The following is a 20,094-nucleotide window of genomic DNA, read 5'->3' as shown; positions in this document are numbered from 1 at the left end:
GCAGAGGGGACCGGCAGATGTTCAGGGACACCGACGGGGAGGGGGACACCATGACACCGCAGTCGCAGCCCACCGCGCTGCTGCGCCACGCCGCGGTCTTCCTGCCCGCCGCCGTCCCCCGCGAGGGGCGGATCGCCTTCTGGGCTCCCGACGGCGACGCCCTGCCCGAGGCGGGCAGGCCGGGGCCGCTCACCGTCGTGCGCCCGCACGGCGACGGCGTCCGCAGCCGGACCGTGCCCGCGGTGACCCTCTCCGTCTCCTCCGCCCTGCCGCTGCTCTCGCAGGCACCCCGCAGCCCCGCCGCGCATCCCGCCACCCGTGCCTGGGGCACCGCCGCCCGGCAGGCGCTCACCCTGGCCGCCCGTGGCCGGCTCCTGCCCGGGCTCACCCCCGAGGGCGTCGACGCCTGGCGTGCCGGGCCGCTCGAAGCCGCCGACATCGACCATCTCCGCGCGGTCGCCGCCGCGCTGCCGCACGAGGGGTACGCGACACCCCTGGCCGGACGCCGCCCGCTCCAGCTGCCCGAACCGGAAGCACTGGTCCGGGCGTTCCTCGACGCCGTCGCCGACAGCCTGCCCCGCACCCCGGCCGCGGCCGTGGCCGCCGGGCGGCCGTTCGCCGCGCGGGAGCCGCAGCAGGTGCCCGGGATACAGGACTGGGCCGCTCAGGTCGCGGCCGGGTCCGACACCGGCGTCGGGGTGTCGCTGAGGCTCGACCTGTCCTCCTTCCGCCTCTTCGACGAGGCCGAGGGAGCCGACACCCGGCGCGCCGGGGCCGCCGTCGTCCAGGTGCACAGCCTCGCCGACCCGACCCTGGTCACCGATGCCGGGCAGCTGTGGGCGGGCACGGCGGCAGCCGGCTTCGGCCCGCGCGCCCGGATCGACGCCGTGCTCGCGCTGCGCCGGGCCGCGCGGGTCTGGCCGCCCCTGCTGCGCCTGCTGGACCAGCCCGTGCCCGACGCCCTCGCGCTGTCCGACCCGGAGCTGGAGGACCTGCTGGGAGTGGCCGCGAGCCGGCTGGCGGCCGCCGGGGTGCTGGTCCACTGGCCGCGCGAGCTGGCTCGTACGCTCTCCGCGACCGCCGTCGTACGCTCCACCGCGCCCGGTTCCGCGACCGACGGGACCGCCTTCTTCGACGCCGAGCACCTCTTCGCCTTCTCCTGGGAGCTGGCGCTGGGCGGCGACCGGCTCACGCCGGGGGAGATGGACGCGCTGGCCCGGGCGCACCGGCCCGTCGTCCGGCTGCGGGACCAGTGGGTGCGGGTCGATCCGGAGCTCGTGCGCAAGGCGCGCAAGCGGGAGCTGGGCGTGCTGGACCCGGTGGACGCGCTGGCCACCGTACTGTCGGGGACGGCCGAGATCGAGGGCGAGTCCGTCGAGGCGGTGCCGGTGGGGGCGCTGGCCGCCCTGCGGGACCGGCTGACGGGGGAGCAGACCCCGCTGCCGCAGCCCGCCGCCCTCAACGCCACCCTGCGCGACTACCAGGCGCGCGGTCTGGCCTGGCTGGACCTGATGACTTCCCTCGGTCTCGGCGGCTGCCTCGCCGACGACATGGGTCTGGGCAAGACCGTGACGCTCATCGCGCTGCACCTGCACCGCAACCGGCCGGAGCCGACGCTCGTGGTGTGTCCCGCGTCCCTCCTCGGCAACTGGCAGCGGGAGATCGAGAAGTTCGCCCCCGGCACGCCCGTGCGCCGCTTCCACGGCGGCAGCCGCAGCATCGAGGACCTCACCTCCTGCGCGGGCGGGTTCGTCCTCACCACGTACGGGACGATGCGCGCCAGCGCTCCCCTGCTCGCCGAACAGCGCTGGGGCCTGGTCGTGGCCGACGAGGCGCAGCACGTCAAGAACCCGCACTCGGCGACGGCGAAGGCGCTGCGCACGATTCCGGCGCCGGCCCGGGTGGCGCTGACCGGTACCCCGGTGGAGAACAACCTCTCCGAGCTGTGGGCGCTGCTCGACTGGACCACGCCGGGGCTGCTGGGCCCGCTCACCGCCTTCCGGGCCCGCCACGCCCGCCCGGTGGAGCACCAGCAGGAAGAGGACGGGGGCAATGAGGCGGCGGTCGCCCGGCTGTCCGCGCTCGTCCGGCCGTTCCTGCTGCGCCGCAAGAAGTCCGACCCCGGTATCGCGCCCGAACTGCCGCCGAAGACGGAGACCGACCACCCCGTCTCCCTCACCCGGGAGCAGGCTTCGCTCTACCAGGCCGCGGTGGACGAGGCGATGGCCGTGATCGAGTCGAGCGAGGGCATGGAACGGCGCGGCATGATCATGAAGTTGCTGGCCTCGCTCAAGCAGATCTGCAACCACCCCGCGCAGTACCTGAAGGAGGAGCAGCCCCGGATCCCGCACCGCTCGGGCAAGATCGCCCTGCTGGACGAGCTGCTGGACACGATCCTGGCCGAGGGCGGCTCGGTGCTGGTGTTCACCCAGTACGTGACGATGGCCCGCATCGTCGAACGGCACCTGTCGGACCGGGGGATCGCCTCGCAGCTGCTGCACGGCGGGACCCCGGTGCCGCGCCGCGAGGAGCTCGTCGACCGTTTCCAGGCGGGTGAGGTGCCCGTCTTCCTGCTGTCCCTGAAAGCGGCCGGCACCGGGCTGAACCTCACCCGCGCCGGGCACGTCATCCACTTCGACCGCTGGTGGAACCCGGCCGTCGAGGAACAGGCCACCGACCGCGCCTACCGCATCGGCCAGACCCAGCCCGTGCAGGTGCACCGGATCATCGCCGAGGGCACCGTCGAGGACCGGATCGCCGAGATGCTGGAGGCGAAGCGGGCCCTGGCGGACGCCGTCCTCGGCTCCGGCGAATCGGCGCTGACCGAGCTGACCGACCGCGAGCTGGCCGACCTCGTCTCGCTGCGGAGGCCCGGATGATCACCGCGCGGGACGACCGCCGCCGCACCTTCGAGACCGTGCCCGCCGGGGTGGCGGCGGTGAGCTGGTGGGGCCGGGCCTGGGTGTCGGCGCTGGAGGAGGTCGCCCGCGACCCGGCCCGCCTGGCCCGGGGGCGTGCGTACGCCGAGGGCGGGCACGTCGACGCGGTGACCGTCACCCCCGGCCGGATCGTGGCGTACGTCCGGGGCAGCCGGCCCCGCCCGTACCGCACCGAGCTCACCCTGCCCGCCTTCGCGGACCAGGAGTGGAACGAGCTCCTGGAAGCGGTCGCGGCCGACCCCGCGGCGCTCGCCGCGCTGCTGGAGCGGGAGGTTCCGCAGTCGCTCGCGGAGAGCGTCCTGCCGGGTGCGGGCGAGCTCGTCCCGCACTGCTCCTGCCCGGACTTCGGGCGTCCGCCGTGCAAGCACGCGGCGGCCCTCTGCTACCGGGCGGCCCGCCTCCTGGACGAGGACCCCTTCGTGCTGCTGCTCCTGCGCGGCCGGGGGGAGCGGGAGCTCCTCGACGAGCTGACCCGCCGCAACGCCGCCCACGCCGCGCGCGAACAGCCGGATGCCGCGCCCGGTTTCCCCGGTGTCCCGGCCCGGGCGGCGCTCGCCCGCACCAGCCTGCCGCTGCTGCCCGCGCCGCTCCCCGCACCCGCCGTCGTGGGCCTTCCGCCCGCCTACCCGGCCGACCCGGCGGCGCCGGACCCGCTGGCCCTGGACCAGCTCGCCTCCGACGCGGCCGCCCGCGCCCTCGCACTCCTCACCACCGGAGAGGATCCGATCGCCGGGCTGACCCTGTGGCAGGACGCCGTCCGGCTGGCCTCCGCGCACCCCACGGCAGGACTGACGGGTACGGCCCGCGCCCTCTACCGGGACCTGGCCCGCGCCACCGGGCGCAGCAGCACCGACCTCGCCCGGGCCGCGGCGGCCTGGCGCCAGGGCGGCCGTGCGGCACTCGCCGCGCTCGAAGAGCCCTGGGATCCTCCGGCGGGTCCCTTCGACCGGGCCCGCCCGGTCCTGCTCACCGCAGGCCTGGGTGTCTTCCGTCCCGACCGCAACCGTCTGACGGACCGCACCCGCCAGCTCCGGCTCGGCCGTGACGCCCTCTGGTACGCCTACGAGTCGCGCCCGGACGACGAGGACTGGTGGCCCACGGGCCGCCCCTCCGCGGACCCGGTCACCGCTCTGCTGCGCTGAGCCCGGCCGCCCAGCGGGTCAGGGTGGCGAAGTCGCGGTCCCGCAGACCGTGGCGGGGGTGGATGCGCAGGAGGAGCGCCGGGGCCGGGTGGTGGGCCGCGACCCAGGCGCGGTCGCGCGGGGTGATCATGTCGTCGACCCAGGCGAAGGGCCGGCCCGCCGCCCAGTCGCGCAGGTGGCGGGTCTTCCACGAGAGTCCGTCGGGGTCGTCGGCGAAGAGTTCGGGCCACTCGACGACGGTCAGGTCGCCCGGCAGCCCGATGTGCGGGGAGATCATCGTGTTGGCCTGGTGCGTCCAGGCGGTGGCCCAGGCGAGCTCGAAGGGCAGGGCCAGCAGCCGGGCGCCGTGGGTGGGGTGCAGGCGCACCCGGGCGCCGCGCCGGGCGCGGCGGGACTCCGGGTCGCGGTAGGAGAGCCAGACGTCCGGCCACATCCGGTGGCTCCGGTATCCGCGCAGGCCGGCGAGGGGAGACCGGAAGGGGTTGAGGGGTCCGTCCACGTCGAGGAGGAGCAGCGGTCGATCGGTCATGAAGTAGCCAGTACCCAGTACACGATTGAGTGAAATGCCTACCGCCTCTATAACCCGAATGGGGTCGGAGCGTTGTTTCCGGTGCGGGGACATGACCCGCGAACTCCTCCGGAAGGCAGGGAATCTGATGCGTCACAGTCGTCGGAATGGCTTGATCGCGGCGCTGGTTGCGGGAGGCGGACTGGCGGTCGCGGGTGTGGGCGGACTCGCCCACGCCGACGCGGACGCGGACGGCAGGGCCGAGCGCTCGCCGGGGCTGTTGTCCGGAAATCTCGTTCAACTGCCGGTGCACGTGCCGGTGAACGCGTGCGGGAACACCGTGAGCGTCGTGGGTGTGCTCAACTCGGCCGCCGGGAACCGCTGTGCCAACGAGACGCCGGGAGGCGGCGGAGACGGCGGATCACGGGCCGCGCATCCTGCGAAACCAGGATCCGGAAACAGTGGCGGGGCCGTCGCCGAGGCGCGCGGAAAGGATTCTCCGGGAGTGCTGTCCGGCAACGGGCTCCAGCTTCCCGTCGACCTGCCGCTGAACATCAGCGGCAATGCGGTGAGCGTGGTCGGCGTGGGGAACTCCTCGCACGGCAACACGTCCGTCAACGGCGAGAAGCCCACGGGCGGCAAGCCCGTCCAGCCGCCCGTCGCCGAACGGCCGGTGACCCCGCCCCGGCCCCCGGCGGCCCAGCCCGCACCGCCCGCCCAGCCCGCCCCGCCGAGGCACAGCGAGGCGCTCGCCCACACCGGCTCCGACGGTCTCGGTTACCTCCTGCCCGGCGGCGGCGCACTCCTGCTCGGCGGGGTTCTCCTCTACCGTCGCTTCCGCCTCAACTGAGTCACCGGGGCCCGCGCGGCCACGGGATCACGGCCCACACGGGCTCGTCCGGGTCGGACGGGCGGGGCAGAGTGTGGGCCGGGGCGGCCCGGAGCACCGGGCCGGCCGGGCTCCCTCGCGCTACGAGCCCGCCAGCACCACGTCGGCCGTCCACGCCTCACCGAACTTGTGGCCACCGTCCCTGCCGAGTCCTGAATGGACCCCCTGGACCTTCAGCTTGGTGCCGGGTGCCGCGGGTTCGAGGATCTCGCACAGCTCGGGGAACGTGGACACGGGCTCCCCGTTCACCGTGGTGATCACAGCGCCCTGCTGGACCTTGGCCTTCGCGGCCCGGGAGTCGTTGCGGACGTCGAGGACGAACAGGCCTTCAGTGCCTGCGTCCTGAAGGCGCTTCTGCACCTTCTGCATGGAGCCCTTGTCGATCCCGCTGGTCCCGGACTGTGTGGCGAGGCCGGGATCCGACACCGCGCCGAGCCACCATCCGGGGTCGTTCTTCGTCGATCCGGCAGCCAGATCGGCCAGCACGGACTGCGCGTGGTTGCCGCTGATGGCCTGTGCCATGTTGCGGGTTTCGCCCGTCGAATTCTCTTCGACCGTCGACCCCGTGTTGACCCCGACCATTTCGCCGTCCTGATTGAGGACCGGCCCTCCGATGGCTCCGGGCTTGGTCACCACGGAATGGTGGATCAGGGAGGGGTAGTTGGGGGACGACAGGTGCTCGACGTCTGCGACGGGCTCGAACGCCGCACCGGAGACGATGACCGCGGTCGCTTCCGCCCGCCCCGACTCCGGGTAGCCGAGGGAAAGGACGACGTCGCCGTTGAACAACAGATCGCTGTCCCCGATCGGCAGGTTCTTCAGGCCCGCCGGCGGAGGACTGACCTTGAGCACGGCCAGGTCCTGACACTGATCGCTTCCCAGCAGTTGGGCGGAAACCGGGGGCTTGCCCGGCGGGATCACCTGCAGACCGCTTTCCCCCGCGATGACGTACGCGCTGGTGGCGATCAGACCCCGGCCGGCGTCGTAGACGAAACCGGTACCGGACGCCGCGTTGCCCGTCACCTGGACAACAGCCGCCTTGGCCTGCTCCCGGTTTCCCGGAGGGGGTTCGTCCGCCGTTGCCCCCGTGGCCCCGCACATCGAGATCAGAAGGGCCGACGCAGTGAAAAGACTGACGTGCGCACTCACCGAGGACCTCCTTCGGGGCAGGCCGGTCGTCCTCCTGTCGCAGATCTCTTTCCGGCGCCGGCCCACCCGCCCATCGCCTCTCGTTTCACCGTAGCCCCGCGTCCCCCAAGTGTCCTGGCGACGGCTCGTCCGCCTGCGGCGGAGCCGCAGGCGCACGCAAAGGATTGGTTGACAGGGCAAACACCGAAGGTCAAAGTCCTTGCCTGAACGAGATCAACGATCTTTCCCCTGCCGAGGCGCGTGTGTGGCGGGCCTATCCGCGCGGCGAGTCCCTGGACTTCCGCGCCGCGGGGGACGAGGACGTGCCGCCCGGCGACGACGGGGGCCCGGGCGGACCGTGCGGGCGACCGTGCTGCGCAGGCTGCTGGTCGAGGCGCCGCAGGAGGAGGGCGAGATCGCCGCGCTCACCCTTGCGGGAGCGCGCATCACCGGCGTGCTGGACCTGAGGCACGCCGCGATCGGCGTCGCCGTCCGGCTGAGTCACTGCCGGTTCGACGAGGTCCCCGACCTGTACGGCGCCCAGTTCCGCGAGCTCGACCTGAGCGGGTCCGTCCTGCCGGGCCTCACTTCGGCGAACGAGCGGGTCGAGGGTGTCCTGCGGATGACGGACTGCCACGCACGGGGACCCGTGCGGCTCGGCGGGGCGCAGATCTCCGGGGCACTGCACATGGAGCAGGACACGGCCTAGGAGTTCCCGCGCCGGGGCGGCGTGCGCCACGCGTCCAGGATGGCGTCGATCCGCGGGGCCAGCCGGGCGCGGGCCGCGAACCGGGGGACTCCCGCCATCAGCAGGGCGTCGTACTCGGTGTCCGTGTGCCGCACCGCCGCCCGTACCGCGACCGAGACCGCCAGTTCGTCGAGGGCGCGGCCGGCCGCGGTGCGACCCACCCGGCCGCTGCCGCGCACCGAGGCGTGCGTGGCGATCGCCACGGCCCGGTCGGCCGGACACCCGGGGAACAGCCGCACTATCTCGGCGGCGAACGCCGCCGTGAACCGGACGTCCTCGGCGGCGCGGCGCCGCCGGTCGCGCTCCCGGCGGCGCGCCCGCGCCTCGGAGTCCGCGAGGCAGGCCCGCTCCGCGCGGGCCAGGGCGGCCTCCTCGACGAGGAGCCCCAGGCGCTCGTAACGGTGGCGGCGCTTGTTGAAGCGGACGACGACGGCGCAGAGCGAACTGGCCTCGCGGGAGCGGCGGGTGAGCGCCGCGTCCCCCCGCGGGAGATAGACGAGATGGCCGAGATCCGTACAGTCCAGACAGCGCGGTACGCCGGACTCGCGCACGAGGTGCCGGAGCGGGCCCTGCCGGCAGTCGGCGCAGTGGATCTGCTTCAACGACTCAAAAACCACCAGGCTCATGAAGGTGTGATACCGCTGTATGACCCTCATATCACCTGGTGAAGAAGGCATGTTGATGTTTCGGCGACTGTTCCTGGATGCCCCGCAGCCCTTTTACGGTGGGGCGGTGGACCGCAGGTGGTCCCGTCGAGGAGGACACATGGGTGGGCGGCGGACGATGACGGCGCGGCCGGGCAGGACGTGCGTGGCCACGCTCCCGGCTGGCCGGGAGATAGTCATCCCCCCGGGCGGCTGCACCGGCTGGCACTTCCACCGGGTCCGGCTGGAAGCGGTCGTCCTGGCCGGGACCCTCACGCGGGTCCTGCACGACCGCACCGTCGAGGTGCATCCGGTCGGCACCACCTTCGTGGAACCCGCGGGCATCGGACACATCCACCTCGGCCACAACCTCGGTACCGAACCGGTGGTGCTCCATGTGACCCCCGCGCTCCCGGAAGGGACACCCTTCTCGATACCCACGCCGGCTCCGGCCGGTGCCGCCCCGGCGGTCTGCACGCACCACACCCCGCACCACCTGCCCTGAACCCGGCCGGGCCGGGCAGGTTCTGCAACGGGGCAGCCTCACACCAGTCGGCGTATCTCCCCGCGGACCCGGTAGAAGCCGCCCGAGGCCGCGTGCAGCCCGTCCACCACGTACCGGGCGCCGGCCTCCCGTATCCCGCGCGGGAACTGCACGTTCCAGGCGGGGTCGAAGCCGCCCGACACCACCTGCACCCGCATCCGGCCGCCCTGCTGGACGCACTCCACGACCACGGCGCCCGCCGGGGCCGCGGACACCGAGACCGTCGCCACCGCCGAGGCCGAAGCGGCCGGGGTGAACACGGGCAGTGCCGCCGCCGACTTGACGTCCACCGGCGCGGGCACGGAGCCCTGCTGGGCCGCTGCGATCGCCTGCTCGGTCGCATCCACGCAGACCAGCGACCCGTCCGTGGTGACCAGGTACAGCCGCCCGTCCAGGTACTGCATGGAGAGCGCCGACCCGCCGCCCGTCCCCAGCTTCCACAGCCGCCGTCCGTCGGCGTCGAAGCAGTAGACCGAGGAGGAGGAGTCACCGGCGAAGACGTGCCGTCCGTCGGGCGAGGTCGCGCACGAGTACACCGCCGCGTCGCACGAGTAGGACGCCTCCACCGCCCCCGTCACCTTCGACAGCCGCTGCACGGTGTTGCGCACCGTGCCCGCGTACACCGCGTGCTCCTCCTGCCAGCCGAACAGCACCCCGCCGGGGGTTTTGGTGTGCCACAACTGCCCGCTGCCGTCCGACGCGTACGCCGTGACACCGCCGCTGTGCCCGTGGAAGACCGCCCGCTCGTCCGCCCGGACCATCCAGGCGCCGCTGCCGGCCGACTTCCGCGACCACTGGTGCTCGTCCTCGTGGTCGATGACGGTCAGGCCGCCACCCGCGTCCGAGACGTTCAGCACGCCCTCGTGGATGTCGAGCCAGTAGATGTCGACGTCCGCCGCGATCGCGTAGGCCCCGAAGGGGACCTTCGACGACAGGTCGTACACCGTGCCGTCGTCGCAGCCCGCGTATATCCAGAAATCGTCCGCCACCAGGCACTTCACCCCGTCCGGCAGCGAATACCGGGCCAGCACCTCACCGCCGTGGCTCAGGTTGTAGACGTCGCCCGCCTGGTTGCCCACCCAGCAGCGGTCCTCGTCCACATGGATGCCGAAGGCCGCCGAACCGGTACGGAAGCGCCACAGGACCGGGGCCACCGCACGCGCTGTCGACGGTGCCGAGGTCACCTGGCGGCGGGTCACCGCCCGGGCGGCGCGCTGCCCCTGCACGGCCGGGGCGTAACCCTTGCGCACCTTCTCCCCGATCTTCTTCGCGGCGGCCGCCCGGGCCTTCTCGATGCTCGGGAAGGAGGAGATCTGCAGCTGGCCGTCCGCGCCGATCCGCCCGTACCGCACGGAGACGGCCGTGCCGTCCACGGTCACCTCGTAGAACTTGTGCGCCCCGCCGCCGTCCTGCGACAGCTCCAGATACGTCGTCTCCCGAGCCATGACAAACCTCTCCCCAAAGGCGGGGCCGCCGGCTCCTTGCGTCCGGTGGTCCCTCGTGAAAAACGCTAGGGCCCACCACTGACAATGGGCCGGTGCAGTGGGAAGCGATCACATGGCAGCGGATGGCCGAGCGGCTCGCCGGTCACCTCGACGACCCCGACAACGCCCCTGAGCAAGGTGGTTGGCAGCGCGTGGGCATCGACGGCGCCCCCGCCGCCGGGACCGGCGTGCTCGCCGGTGAGCTCGCCGGAGCGCTGCGGCTGCGCGGACGCCCGGCCCTGGTGGTGCCGGCCGACGGCTTCCTGCGGCCCGCCTCCCTCCGCTTCGAGTTCGGCCGCGAGGACGTGGACTCGTACCTCGGCGGCTGGTACGACACGGCCGCGCTCTGGCGGGAGGTGTTCGGCCCGACCGACCCCGGCGGCACCGGACGGGTGCTCCCGGACCTCTGGGACCCGGTCACCGACCGGGCCACCCGCAGTCCGTACGCCGAACTGCCGCCCGGCGGCGTGCTGCTCGTGCACGGCCCGCTGCTGCTGGGCCACTGGTTCCCCTTCGACCTCAGCGTCCACATCCGGCTCTCCGCGGGGGCGCTCGCCCGCCGCACCGACCCGTCCGCAGCCTGGACGCTGCCCGCCTTCGCGCGCTACGAGGCCGACACCGACCCGGCGTCGGCCGCCGACGCGGTGGTCCGGGCCGACGACCCCCGCCACCCCGCCTGGACGGGCATCCGGAGCCGATGAGCCCCGGGTCCGGCGGGGGCCGGGCCGCGGGCACGGGCTACGGGCGGCCGCCCGGGCGCGTGACGGCCAGCGCCGCGGCCCGGCACCCGGCGCGGGCGGCCTCCGCCGGGTCGGCGCCCTCCAGCCGGGCCGCGAGGAAGCCCCCGGTGAAGGCGTCCCCGGCGCCCGTTGAGTCCACCGCCTCGACCGGCTCCGCCTCGACCTCGGCGGTGATCCGGCCGCGTTCGGCGATCAGCGCTCCCGCCGCGCCCCGGGTCACCACCACCAGCGGCACCCGCCGGCTGAGCTGCGCCGCCGCCCGGGCCACCCCCGCCGGCTCCGGCAGCCCGGCCAGCAGCCGGGCCTCGTCCTCGTTGGGCAGCAGGACGTCCACCCCCCTCACGGCATCGAGGAAGCGCTGCGGACCCAGGCCGCCCGCCAGGAACCCGGCCGAGGCGGGATCCACGCTCACCGGCACCCCGCGGGTGCGGGCCGCCCGCAGCGCGACCACGGCCAGCTCCCGGCTGCTGTCGGCGAAGAACAGATAGCCGGACAGGTGGAGATGGGCCGCCCCGTCCAGCAGGGACGGGGCCCAGTCGGCGGGGCACAGTCGCAGCGAGGCCCCGCTGTCGGTCAGGAACGTCCGCTCCGCGTCCTTGGCGACCAGCGCGACCACCGTCCCGGTCGGCTCCTGCGCGTCGATCACCAGCCGCGGCCGCACTCCGGCGTCCACCAGCGCCCGCTCGTGCCAGCGCGCCGATTCGGCCCCCACCCGCGCCAGGAGACGTACCTCCGCGGTCCCCGTACGGGCCGCCCAGCACGCCGCGTTGGCCCCGGCACCGCCCGGGAGGGTCCGGATGCGGGCCGCCGTGTCGGTGGCCGGAGCCAGCGGTTCCGGATGTATCGCCACCACGTCCGTCACCACGTCCCCCACGACGAGCAACGCCCCCGGCCCGGTCATGCCCGGGCCGCCCAGGCCCCCGCGATCCGCGCTCCGAGCCGCACGTTGCCGCGTACCGCCGCCAGGTTCGCCTCGAGCGAGGCCCCGTCCGTCGCCCGTACCAGGAACCCCAGCAGGAACGGCGTGACCGCCTGCCCCGTGATCCCCCGCTCACGGCACTCGGCGAGCGCCTCCGCCAGCACCCGGTCGTGCAGCTCCGGATCCAGCTGCTGCTCCCGCGCCACGGGATTGGCCACCAGCAGCGCCGATCCGGGCCCGCCCAGCACGTCCTGAGCGGCCATCACCGCCGCGACCTCCTCGGGCCGGTGCACGGTCCAGTCCACCGGTTCGCCGGAGTCGGCCAGGTAGAAGCCGGGGAACCGGTCGGTCCCGTAGCCGAGCACGCCCACCCCCAGCGTCTCCAGCCGCTGCAGCGTGCCCGGCACGTCCAGGATCGACTTCACCCCCGCGCACACCACGGTGATCCGGGTCCGCGCCAGCAGCGACAGGTCCGCCGACTCGTCCTGCGTCTGCGCCCACTCCCGGTGCACGCCGCCCAGCCCGCCCGTGGCGAAGACCCGCAGGTCCGCCCGGGCGGCGAGGAAGGCGGTCGCGGACACCGTCGTCGCCCCGGTCGCCCCCGTCGCCAGCGCGGGCGCCAGATCCCGGTGGCCGAGCTTGCGCACGCCGTCGCCGGCCGCGATCCGCTCCAGCTGCGCCTTGTCCAGGCCCGCGTACGCCACCCCGTCGAGGACCGCCACCGTCGCCGGAACGGCGCCCTCCGAGCGGACCAGGTCCTCCAGTTCGAGGCCCACCGCCAGGTTGCGGGGGCGGGGCAGCCCGTGCGCGATGATCGTCGACTCCAGGGCCACCACGGGCTTCCCCCGGGCGATCGCCTCGCGTACCTCCGCCGACAGGACCGGTCCACCGGTCAGGGACGCATCTGCTCTGTGCTGTGACATGTCCCCATCCATGGCACGGGATTGACGCCTCCAAACGCTCCCCCGCCACACCCGTCCCAACCTGTCCGAGTAGCGTTCCCCCATGGACACGCGCCGCTTCTACGACGAGCTGGCCGACCGCTACGACCTCATCTACGCGGACTGGGACGCGAGCACCGCCCGCCAGGGCCGGGCTCTCGACGCCCTGCTCACCGCCGCACTGGGCCCGGGACCGCACACCGTGCTCGACAACGCCTGCGGCATCGGAACCCAGTCCCTGGGCCTCGCCGCGCTGGGTCACCGCGTCACCGGGACCGACCTCAGCCCCGCCTCCGTCACCCGCGCCGCCCGGGAGGCGGCCCGGCGCGGCCTCGCCCTGCCCCTCGCCGTCGCCGACATGCGGGCCCTGCCCTTCGCGGACGCCTCCTTCGACGCCGTGGTCTGCGCCGACAACGCACTTCCGCACCTGCTGACCGCCCGGGACGTGGGCACGGCCCTGGCCGAAACCCTGCGGGTGCTGCGGCCCGGCGGGCTGCTGCTGCTCTCCACGCGCCCGTACGGGGACCTGCGCCGCGCCCGCCCGCAGAGCGAGCCCCCGCACGTCCGCACGGGCCCCGAAGGGCGGACCGTGACCTTCCAGCTGTGGCACTGGCACGCCGACGGGGAGCGGTACGACGTGGAGCTGTTCCAGCTCCTGCCGACCGGCGACACCTGGACCACGCGGACCTCCAGCGCCACCTACTGGGCGCTGCCCGAGGAGGAGACGGCCGGGTACGCCCGGCGGGCCGGGTACGCCGACCCGCTCTGGCACGCACCCGCGGACACCGGCTTCCACCAGCCGGTGCTCGCCGCCAGGCGGCCGGCCGCGCCGTGACGGGGCGGGCGCTGGACAGGGTGCCCCGTTCGGGGGGCGGTTCCTGGACGCTGTGGTCACCGCGCCGCAGGGCGGGCCGCACTAGGCTGGCGCGCCATGAGCACCAGTGATCACTCCGCCGCCCCGGCCCCCGCACCCGCCTCCTTCTCCGTCTCCGTCGCGGACGTCGAGCTGGAGGCCGATGACCTCGACCCCGGGCAGATCGTCTCCGGCGACCCCGTCGTGACGGGCAAGGTGCTGTGGGAGTCGGCGGACGGCAAGCAGGTGCGCGGGATCTGGCAGATCACCCCGGGCGTGGTCACCGACGTCGAGGCCGACGAGCTCTTCGTGGTGGTCAGCGGCCGCGCCACCGTCGAGGTCGAGGGCGGCGCGACGCTGGAGGTCGGCCCCGGCTCCGCGTGCGTGCTGCGCGAGGGCGACCGGACGACCTGGACCGTGCACGAGACGCTGCGCAAGGCCTACCACATCAGCTACTGACGCCCTTCGCGGGAGCGGGGGCGGGGGCCGCGGCGGGAGCGGTCGCGGGCGGCACGGGGTGGCGCCGCGCCGTGAACAGCGCCAGCGCCGCCATCGGCAGCAGCAGCGCGGCGCCGACGGCGTTCAGCCAGCCGTAGCCCGCCCGGGACATGATCAGCCCGGCGGCCGCTCCGCCCACGCCCGCGGCCGCGTTCATCGTGAGATCGCTCAGGCCCTGTACGGCGGCCCGTGCGGCCTGCGGCACCGAGTCCGTCAGCAGGGCCGAGCCTGACACCATCCCGGCGGACCAGCCGAGGCCGAGCAGGAAGAGGCCGAGCGCGCTCCGGCCGTGGCTGCCCCCGGCCGTCCCGGCGAGCAGCGCGGCGACCGACAGGAGCCCGGCGGCCAGGCCGATCACGGAGAGCCGGCCGAGCCGGTCCGCGAGCCAGCCCATCACGGGGGAGAAGGCGAACATGCCCGCGATGTGAACGCTGATCACCAGTCCGATGAGCTCCAGGCCGGCGCCGTGGTGGTCCAGGTCCATCGGGGTCATCACCATGATCGAGACCATGGTGGTGTGGGAAACGGCGACGGTGAGGAGGGCGAGCCGGGCCCGCGGCGAGGCCTTCACCGCGGCCACTGCGGCCCGCAGCGAGCGTCCTTCGCGGGTCTGCTCCTCGGGGGCGGCGAGTGAGCGGGCGGTCAGCAGCGGGTCGGGCCGCAGGAGTACGCCGATCAGCGTGCCGGTGAGCAGGAAGACGGCGGCGGCCCAGACGAACGGGCCGGCCGTCTCGGGTATCGCGGTGCCGGCGAAGCTGCGGCTGGCCGGCGCGGACAGGTTGGGTCCGAGCACCGCGCCGATGGTCGACGCCCACACGACGACGGAGATGGCCCGGGCGCGGTGGTCCGGGGCGGCGAGGTCGGCGGCTGCGAACCGGGCCTGCAGGTTGGCCGAGGAGGCGGCGCCGAAGGCGGCCATGCCGAGCAGCAGCAGGGGGAAGCTCTTGATCGTGGCGGCGAGGACCACCAGGCCCGCTCCGGCGGCGCCGATCCCGTAGGCCAGGACCAGCCCGGGGCGGCGGCCGCGCGCGGTCATCAGCGCGGCGAGCGGCAGCGAGACCAGGGCGGTGCCGATCACCGCGGCGGTGGAGGCGAAGCCGGACAGCGCCTCGGTGCCGCTGACCTCGGTGGCGAGTACGGGAGCCAGGGCGATGCTGATGGGCACGCCGAGGCCGCCGAGGACCTGGCCGGCCATGAGGACCCGGGAGGTGCGCCGCTGCAGCCGGGCCAGCTCGGGCGCGCCCAGGGGAAGCGCGGCCCCGTCGGTGCCGGGCGAGGCGGTCACGGCGTACACCTGCTTCGCAGGTGCGTGACACGGGGCGCGGGGAACGCGGGGAGGCCGGGTGCGGCGGCAGGAGTAGTCACCGCCGCAGTGTGCCAGCCCTTACCGTCCGGCGGAACCGTGCCGGGGTGCGGCCGGTTCCGAGGCCAGGTCCGCAGGTCAGGGGGCCGCTCAGAACAGTGGCTGCGGAAGCACGCCCTCCAGCGCGAGCAGCTGCCGCTTGGTCTCCACCCCGCCGCCGAATCCCCCGATGCCCCCGTCGTTCTCCACCACCCGGTGGCAGGCCACCACCAGCGGCAGCGGGTTCGATCCCATGGCGTTGCCCACGGCCTGGGCGGCCCCGGGCTGTCCGACGCGGGCGGCCAGCTCCCCGTAGCCGACGACCGATCCGTACGGCACGGAGCGGTCCAGCTCCTGGAGCACCTGCCGGTTGAAGCCGGAGCTCAGGCGCCAGTCCAGCGGCAGCTCGAAGCGGCGCAGCGAGCCCGCGAAGTAGGCGGCGAGCTGCCGTATCGGCTCGGCCAGCAGCACTTCCCCGCCCGGCGCGGGACGCCGGGCGTCGGCGCCGAGCCGGGAGACGAGCGGGCCGATCATCCTGTCGACCCGGTCCGGCTCGGCATGGAACTCGATCCTGACCAGACCTTCCGGGGTCGCGGCCAGGAGCAGAGGACCGATGTCACTGGCGACGACGGTCCATTCGAGGTGCGGCCCGCGGGGCCGCTCGGTGCTGTCCACGCGTCCACGGTACGGCCCCCCGCCGACACCGTGGGCACAACGGCCGGGGCGGGCGGCGCCGCCCGCGCCCGGGACCGCGCCGGTCCCCGGCCCGGGTCAGAATCCGCCGACCGCGTCCTGGACCACGTCCGGGGCGTTGGTGATGATCCCGTCCACCCCCATGGCCTGCACCTTCCGGGCGGTCGCCGCGTCGTCCACGATCCAGGTGTCCACCTCCATGGCCCTGCCGTGGGCTCCGAGCAGGCCGTGCACGGCCGAGACCCAGTCGGCCGAGATGGTGGTGTGCCACGGGTTGATGCGGTCGGTGAACTCCGCGTACCGCGGCAGGTCGGCCACGGTGGGGGTGCCCAGGAAGGCCGTCACCAGGTCGGGGCGCAGCCCGTGCACGATGCGGACGCAGTCGGCGCTGAAGCTCTGCACCACCAGGCGCTGCTTCACGTGGCGCTCGTCGAGCCAGCCGGTGTCGCCCAGCACCTTCAGGGTCTGCTCCTCGATCCCCGGGTACAGCTCCGGCTTCTTGATCTCCAGCAGCAGTTTCTGCTGGTTGCGCTGTACCCGGTTGAGGTACTGCACCAGGGTCGGCACGCGGGCGCCCGCGTACTCCTCGCCGAACCAGCTGCCCGCGTCCAGCCGGGCGATCTCGGCCGCCGTGAAGTCCTGCACCTTCCAGGGCGACCGGTTCGGGAACCGCTGCTCGACGTCGGTGGTCCGGGCCAGGGTGTCGTCGTGGATCACCACCAGCACGCCGTCCTTGGTGCGCTGCACGTCGTTCTCGACCCAGTCGAAGCCCATCTGCATCGCCAGGTCGATCGCGTCGAGCGTGTTCTCCGGGGCGTAGGCCGAAGCCCCCCGGTGGGCGTACACGACAGGGCTCCCCAGGGCTGCCCGGCCGGCGCCGGGGCCGGCGGCGGATCCTGGGCCGGCGGCGGTGGCGGCGTACGAGGCCGTCCCGCCCAGCAGGGTGAGGGTGAAGCCCAGGAATGCGGCGGCGGCCGCGGCGGCGGGTCGGACGTACATGTGCGTTCTCCTCGGGTCGTGAGCCCTGTTCCTGCGTCAGACGGGTGCGGAGCGGCAGACGTTGTGGCGATGCACTTCACCGCGATCATGGGGTTGAAGATCACTGAGCCGCCACCGAACTACGACAAACGGACCAGAACGAATGACAAACGCCCGGGCGGCCGGAGCCGGCCGGAGCGCGCCGCCGACCCGCGGGGATGCGTGAGTGTCAGTGGGGGGTCGTACGGTTGACCCATGCGGCCCGTATCGAAGATCGAACGCACGGTGGCGCCTTTCGAGGTCGTCAGCCCCTACCAGCCCAGCGGCGACCAGCCGGCGGCCATCGCCGACCTGGAGAAGCGCATCCGTGCAGGTGAGAAGGACGTCGTCCTGCTGGGTGCGACCGGCACCGGCAAGTCCGCGACGACCGCCTGGATGATCGAGAAGCTCCAGCGCCCCACCCTGGTCATGGCGCCGAACAAGACGCTCGCCGCCCAGCTGGCGAACGAGTTCCGCGAGCTCCTGCCGAACAACGCCGTCGAGTACTTCGTCTCGTACTACGACTACTACCAGCCCGAGGCATACGTACCGCAGTCGGACACGTACATCGAGAAGGACTCCTCGATCAACGAGGAGGTGGAGCGGCTGCGCCACTCCGCGACCAACTCGCTGCTGACCCGGCGGGATGTGATCGTCGTCGCCTCCGTGTCCTGCATCTACGGCCTCGGCACCCCGCAGGAGTACGTCGACCGGATGGTCGCCCTCAAGGTCGGCGAGGAGATCGACCGGGACCAGCTGCTGCGCCGCTTCGTGGACATCCAGTACACGCGCAACGACGTGGCCTTCACCCGCGGCACCTTCCGGGTGCGGGGCGACACGATCGAGATCTTCCCGGTCTACGAGGAACTGGCCGTCCGCATCGAAATGTTCGGCGACGAGATCGAGGCCCTCTCCACGCTGCACCCGCTGACCGGCGAGGTCATCAGCGAGGACCGCGAGCTGTACGTCTTCCCCGCCAGCCACTACGTCGCCGGCCCCGAGCGCATGGAGAAGGCGGTCCGCGGCATCGAGGCGGAGCTGGCCGAGCGCCTCGCCGAGCTGGAGAAGCAGGGCAAGATGCTGGAGGCCCAGCGGCTGCGCATGCGCACCACCTACGACCTGGAGATGATGCGCCAGATCGGCTCCTGCTCCGGCATCGAGAACTACTCGCTGCACATGGACGACCGCGAGCGCGGCTCCGCGCCGAACACCCTCATCGACTACTTCCCGGAGGACTTCCTCCTGGTCATCGACGAGTCGCACGTCACCGTGCCGCAGATCGGCGCCATGTACGAGGGCGACGCCTCCCGCAAGCGGACCCTCGTCGACCACGGGTTCCGGCTGCCGTCCGCCCTGGACAACCGGCCGCTGAAGTGGGAGGAGTTCCAGGAGCGCATCGGCCAGACCGTCTACTTGTCGGCGACCCCCGGGAAGTACGAGCTCTCGCGCGGCGACGGCTTCGTCGAACAGATCATCCGGCCCACCGGCCTCATCGACCCGGAGGTCGTGGTCAAGCCCACCGAGGGGCAGATCGACGACCTGGTGCACGAGATCCGCCAGCGCGTCGAGAAGGACGAGCGCGTCCTGGTGACCACCCTCACCAAGAAGATGGCGGAGGACCTCACCGACTACTTCCTGGAGCTCGGCATCCAGGTGCGGTACCTGCACAGCGACGTGGACACCCTGCGCCGCATCGAGCTGCTGCGCGAGCTGCGGGCCGGCGAGTACGACGTCCTGGTCGGCATCAACCTGCTCCGCGAGGGCCTCGACCTGCCCGAGGTGTCCCTGGTGGCGATCCTCGACGCGGACAAGCAGGGCTTCCTGCGCTCCGGCACCTCGCTGATCCAGACCATCGGCCGCGCGGCGCGCAACGTGTCCGGCCAGGTCCACATGTACGCGGACAGCATCACCCCGGCGATGGCGCAGGCGATCGACGAGACCAACCGGCGCCGCGAGAAGCAGGTCGCCTACAACACGGCCCACGGGATCGACCCGCAGCCGCTCCGCAAGAAGATCAACGACATCGTCGCCACCATCGCCCGTGAGGAGCTCGACACCGAGGAGCTCCTCGGTACCGGCTACCGCCAGGCGAAGGACGGCAAGGGGGCCAAGGCCCCGGTGCCGGCGCTCGGCGGGCGGGCGGCCGCGACCAAGGCGGGCACAAAGGGTGCGAAGGTGACGAGTGGGGGCAAGGGTGCCGCGGGCGCCGAGGTGCTCACCGACCGGCCCGCCGCGGAACTGGCCGCGCTCATCGAGCAGATGACCGAGCGCATGCGCGGAGCGGCCGCCGAGCTCCAGTTCGAGGTCGCGGCCCGGATCCGGGACGAGGTGGGCGAGCTGAAGAAGGAGTTGCGGCAGATGAAGGAAGCGGGCCTCGCCTGACAGGAGGCCTGTCAGTAGGGTTGGGTCTCAGCCGCAGGTACACGCTGCACGCTCGTCATGGGGCGGGCCAGGGAGAGGGGACAGTACGTGACGGTCAACATGACCAAGGGTCAGGCCATCAGTCTGCAGAAGGCGGACGGAGGCACGCTGACCGCGGTCCGCATGGGCCTCGGCTGGCAGGCGGCGAAGCGCCGCGGGCTGTTCGGCTCGCGGACCCGGGAGATCGACCTCGACGCCTCGGCGGTGCTCTTCGCCGACAAGCAGCCCGTGGACGTGGTCTTCTTCCGCCACCTGCAGAGCGACGACGGCTCGGTGCGCCACACCGGTGACAACCTCGTCGGCGGCGTCGGCCAGGGCGGGGACGACGAGGCGATCCTCGTCGACCTCCAGCGCGTGCCGGTGCACATCGACCAGATCGTCTTCACGGTGAACTCCTTCACCGGCCAGACGTTCCAGGAAGTGCAGAACGCGTTCTGCCGCATCGTCGACGAGACCAACGGCCAGGAGCTGGCCCGCTACACCCTCGACGGCGGCGGTCAGTACACCGCCCAGATCATGGCCAAGGTGTCCCGCGCGGGCGCCGGCTGGCAGATGACGGCCCTCGGGAACCCGGCCAACGGCCGCACCTTCCAGGACCTCATGCCGGCGATCCTGCCGCACCTGTAGCAGTACCGGACAAGAGA

19 protein-coding genes are annotated in these 20,094 nt (G+C 73.3%); 10 read left to right on the top strand and 9 right to left on the bottom strand.

Features of this window, described 5'->3' with window-relative positions:
* Window positions 1-50 precede the first annotated feature (50 nt).
* Window positions 51-2,879 carry a DEAD/DEAH box helicase gene (locus ACWGE1_RS03625; protein ID WP_453418929.1) on the top strand — a complete coding sequence of 943 codons (2,829 nt, stop codon included), beginning with the start codon at window positions 51-53 and terminating at the stop codon, window positions 2,877-2,879.
* Window positions 2,876-4,081: an SWIM zinc finger family protein gene (locus tag ACWGE1_RS03620; protein ID WP_453418908.1), complete on the top strand. Its 1,206-nt coding sequence runs from the start codon at window positions 2,876-2,878 to the stop codon at window positions 4,079-4,081. The genes ACWGE1_RS03625 and ACWGE1_RS03620 overlap by 4 nt, the downstream gene beginning before the upstream one ends.
* Here the strand turns inward: ACWGE1_RS03620 and ACWGE1_RS03615 are convergent.
* On the bottom strand, window positions 4,062-4,610 hold the full coding sequence (locus ACWGE1_RS03615) for a hypothetical protein (RefSeq protein ID WP_453418907.1): 549 nt from the start codon (window positions 4,608-4,610) through the stop codon (window positions 4,062-4,064). The genes ACWGE1_RS03620 and ACWGE1_RS03615 overlap by 20 nt on opposite strands.
* A 34-nt stretch (window positions 4,611-4,644) precedes the next feature.
* Here ACWGE1_RS03615 and ACWGE1_RS03610 point away from each other — a divergent pair, with 34 nt between their 5' ends.
* Window positions 4,645-5,439 (top strand): chaplin, encoded by a 795-nt coding sequence (locus tag ACWGE1_RS03610; protein ID WP_453418906.1) that lies wholly within the window; start codon window positions 4,645-4,647, stop codon window positions 5,437-5,439.
* Window positions 5,440-5,559: 120 nt separating this feature from the next.
* Here the strand turns inward: ACWGE1_RS03610 and ACWGE1_RS03605 are convergent, their stop codons facing one another.
* The gene (locus ACWGE1_RS03605) at window positions 5,560-6,627 is read right to left on the bottom strand and encodes a S1C family serine protease (RefSeq protein WP_453418905.1); all 1,068 of its coding nucleotides are present in this window, start codon (window positions 6,625-6,627) and stop codon (window positions 5,560-5,562) included.
* Between the two features lie 337 nt (window positions 6,628-6,964).
* On the opposite strand from ACWGE1_RS03605, the gene ACWGE1_RS03600 reads away from it, so the two are divergent.
* Window positions 6,965-7,315 (top strand): hypothetical protein, encoded by a 351-nt coding sequence (locus tag ACWGE1_RS03600; protein ID WP_453418904.1) that lies wholly within the window; start codon window positions 6,965-6,967, stop codon window positions 7,313-7,315.
* Here ACWGE1_RS03600 and ACWGE1_RS03595 read toward each other — a convergent pair.
* Window positions 7,312-7,980, bottom strand: a complete 669-nt coding sequence (locus ACWGE1_RS03595) for a DUF2293 domain-containing protein (RefSeq protein ID WP_453418903.1) — start codon at window positions 7,978-7,980, stop codon at window positions 7,312-7,314. The two genes, ACWGE1_RS03600 and ACWGE1_RS03595, sit on opposite strands and share 4 nt — an antisense overlap.
* A 184-nt stretch (window positions 7,981-8,164) precedes the next feature.
* On the opposite strand from ACWGE1_RS03595, the gene ACWGE1_RS03590 reads away from it, so the two are divergent.
* Window positions 8,165-8,503: a cupin domain-containing protein gene (locus ACWGE1_RS03590; protein ID WP_453418902.1), complete on the top strand. Its 339-nt coding sequence runs from the start codon at window positions 8,165-8,167 to the stop codon at window positions 8,501-8,503.
* Between the two features lie 38 nt (window positions 8,504-8,541).
* Here ACWGE1_RS03590 and ACWGE1_RS03585 read toward each other — a convergent pair whose 3' ends face one another.
* Window positions 8,542-9,987, bottom strand: coding sequence for a WGR domain-containing protein (locus ACWGE1_RS03585; RefSeq protein WP_453418901.1), 1,446 nt, complete (start codon window positions 9,985-9,987; stop codon window positions 8,542-8,544).
* Window positions 9,988-10,079: 92 nt separating this feature from the next.
* Between ACWGE1_RS03585 and ACWGE1_RS03580 the strand changes: the two genes are divergently transcribed.
* Window positions 10,080-10,727 (top strand): uridine kinase, encoded by a 648-nt coding sequence (locus tag ACWGE1_RS03580; protein WP_453418900.1) that lies wholly within the window; start codon window positions 10,080-10,082, stop codon window positions 10,725-10,727.
* A 37-nt stretch (window positions 10,728-10,764) separates the two neighbouring features.
* On the opposite strand, the gene ACWGE1_RS03575 is transcribed toward ACWGE1_RS03580, so the two are convergent.
* Together ACWGE1_RS03575 and ACWGE1_RS03570 are read right to left on the bottom strand one after the other, a co-directional pair.
* Window positions 10,765-11,667 carry a carbohydrate kinase family protein gene (locus ACWGE1_RS03575; protein ID WP_453418899.1) on the bottom strand — a complete coding sequence of 301 codons (903 nt, stop codon included), beginning with the start codon at window positions 11,665-11,667 and terminating at the stop codon, window positions 10,765-10,767.
* The gene (locus ACWGE1_RS03570) at window positions 11,664-12,608 is read right to left on the bottom strand and encodes a pseudouridine-5'-phosphate glycosidase (RefSeq protein WP_453418898.1); all 945 of its coding nucleotides are present in this window, start codon (window positions 12,606-12,608) and stop codon (window positions 11,664-11,666) included. The genes ACWGE1_RS03575 and ACWGE1_RS03570 overlap by 4 nt, the downstream gene beginning before the upstream one ends.
* Before the next feature lie 82 nt (window positions 12,609-12,690).
* Here ACWGE1_RS03570 and ACWGE1_RS03565 point away from each other — a divergent pair, with 82 nt between their 5' ends.
* Together ACWGE1_RS03565 and ACWGE1_RS03560 are read left to right on the top strand one after the other, a co-directional pair.
* A complete protein-coding gene (locus ACWGE1_RS03565) occupies window positions 12,691-13,461 on the top strand; it encodes a class I SAM-dependent methyltransferase (RefSeq protein ID WP_453418897.1) in 771 nt (256 codons plus the stop codon).
* 96 nt (window positions 13,462-13,557) lie between these two features.
* Window positions 13,558-13,938 carry a cupin domain-containing protein gene (locus ACWGE1_RS03560; protein WP_453418896.1) on the top strand — a complete coding sequence of 127 codons (381 nt, stop codon included), beginning with the start codon at window positions 13,558-13,560 and terminating at the stop codon, window positions 13,936-13,938.
* Here the strand turns inward: ACWGE1_RS03560 and ACWGE1_RS03555 are convergent.
* From ACWGE1_RS03555 to ACWGE1_RS03545, 3 genes are all read right to left on the bottom strand, one after another.
* Window positions 13,928-15,172, bottom strand: coding sequence for an MFS transporter (locus ACWGE1_RS03555; RefSeq protein ID WP_453418928.1), 1,245 nt, complete (start codon window positions 15,170-15,172; stop codon window positions 13,928-13,930). The two genes, ACWGE1_RS03560 and ACWGE1_RS03555, sit on opposite strands and share 11 nt — an antisense overlap.
* Window positions 15,173-15,430: 258 nt before the next feature.
* Window positions 15,431-15,994 carry a methylated-DNA--[protein]-cysteine S-methyltransferase gene (locus ACWGE1_RS03550; RefSeq protein ID WP_453418895.1) on the bottom strand — a complete coding sequence of 188 codons (564 nt, stop codon included), beginning with the start codon at window positions 15,992-15,994 and terminating at the stop codon, window positions 15,431-15,433.
* A 96-nt stretch (window positions 15,995-16,090) separates the two neighbouring features.
* On the bottom strand, window positions 16,091-17,011 hold the full coding sequence (locus ACWGE1_RS03545; RefSeq protein ID WP_453418894.1) for a glycerophosphodiester phosphodiesterase: 921 nt from the start codon (window positions 17,009-17,011) through the stop codon (window positions 16,091-16,093).
* A gap of 234 nt (window positions 17,012-17,245) precedes the next feature.
* Here ACWGE1_RS03545 and uvrB point away from each other — a divergent pair, with 234 nt between their 5' ends.
* A complete protein-coding gene (gene uvrB / locus ACWGE1_RS03540; protein ID WP_453418893.1) occupies window positions 17,246-19,411 on the top strand; it encodes an excinuclease ABC subunit UvrB in 2,166 nt (721 codons plus the stop codon).
* Between the two features lie 87 nt (window positions 19,412-19,498).
* Window positions 19,499-20,077: a TerD family protein gene (locus ACWGE1_RS03535; RefSeq protein ID WP_030762430.1), complete on the top strand. Its 579-nt coding sequence runs from the start codon at window positions 19,499-19,501 to the stop codon at window positions 20,075-20,077.
* Window positions 20,078-20,094: the final 17 nt, after the last annotated feature.

The sequence above is a fragment of the Streptomyces sp. NPDC054932 genome (assembly GCF_053610205.1).
The sequence above is the reverse complement of the archived record's forward strand: the minus strand, read 5'-3'. Positions and strand labels throughout refer to the sequence as shown.

Bases quoted from the DNA above. Each gene is read 5' to 3' on its own strand.
- ACWGE1_RS03625 (WP_453418929.1), top strand. From the start codon at position 51: ATGACACCGCAGTCGCAGCCCACCGCGCTGCTGCGCCACGCCGCGGTC.
- ACWGE1_RS03620 (WP_453418908.1), top strand. From the start codon at position 2,876: ATGATCACCGCGCGGGACGACCGCCGCCGCACCTTCGAGACCGTGCCC.
- ACWGE1_RS03615 (WP_453418907.1), bottom strand. From the start codon at position 4,610: ATGACCGATCGACCGCTGCTCCTCCTCGACGTGGACGGACCCCTCAAC.
- ACWGE1_RS03610 (WP_453418906.1), top strand. From the start codon at position 4,645: ATGCCTACCGCCTCTATAACCCGAATGGGGTCGGAGCGTTGTTTCCGG.
- ACWGE1_RS03595 (WP_453418903.1), bottom strand. From the start codon at position 7,980: ATGAGCCTGGTGGTTTTTGAGTCGTTGAAGCAGATCCACTGCGCCGAC.
- ACWGE1_RS03585 (WP_453418901.1), bottom strand. From the start codon at position 9,987: ATGGCTCGGGAGACGACGTATCTGGAGCTGTCGCAGGACGGCGGCGGG.
- ACWGE1_RS03575 (WP_453418899.1), bottom strand. From the start codon at position 11,667: ATGACCGGGCCGGGGGCGTTGCTCGTCGTGGGGGACGTGGTGACGGAC.
- ACWGE1_RS03570 (WP_453418898.1), bottom strand. From the start codon at position 12,608: ATGTCACAGCACAGAGCAGATGCGTCCCTGACCGGTGGACCGGTCCTG.
- ACWGE1_RS03565 (WP_453418897.1), top strand. From the start codon at position 12,691: ATGGACACGCGCCGCTTCTACGACGAGCTGGCCGACCGCTACGACCTC.
- ACWGE1_RS03560 (WP_453418896.1), top strand. From the start codon at position 13,558: ATGAGCACCAGTGATCACTCCGCCGCCCCGGCCCCCGCACCCGCCTCC.
- ACWGE1_RS03555 (WP_453418928.1), bottom strand. From the start codon at position 15,172: ATGGCCGGCCAGGTCCTCGGCGGCCTCGGCGTGCCCATCAGCATCGCC.
- ACWGE1_RS03545 (WP_453418894.1), bottom strand. From the start codon at position 17,011: ATGTACGTCCGACCCGCCGCCGCGGCCGCCGCCGCATTCCTGGGCTTC.
- uvrB (WP_453418893.1), top strand. From the start codon at position 17,246: ATGCGGCCCGTATCGAAGATCGAACGCACGGTGGCGCCTTTCGAGGTC.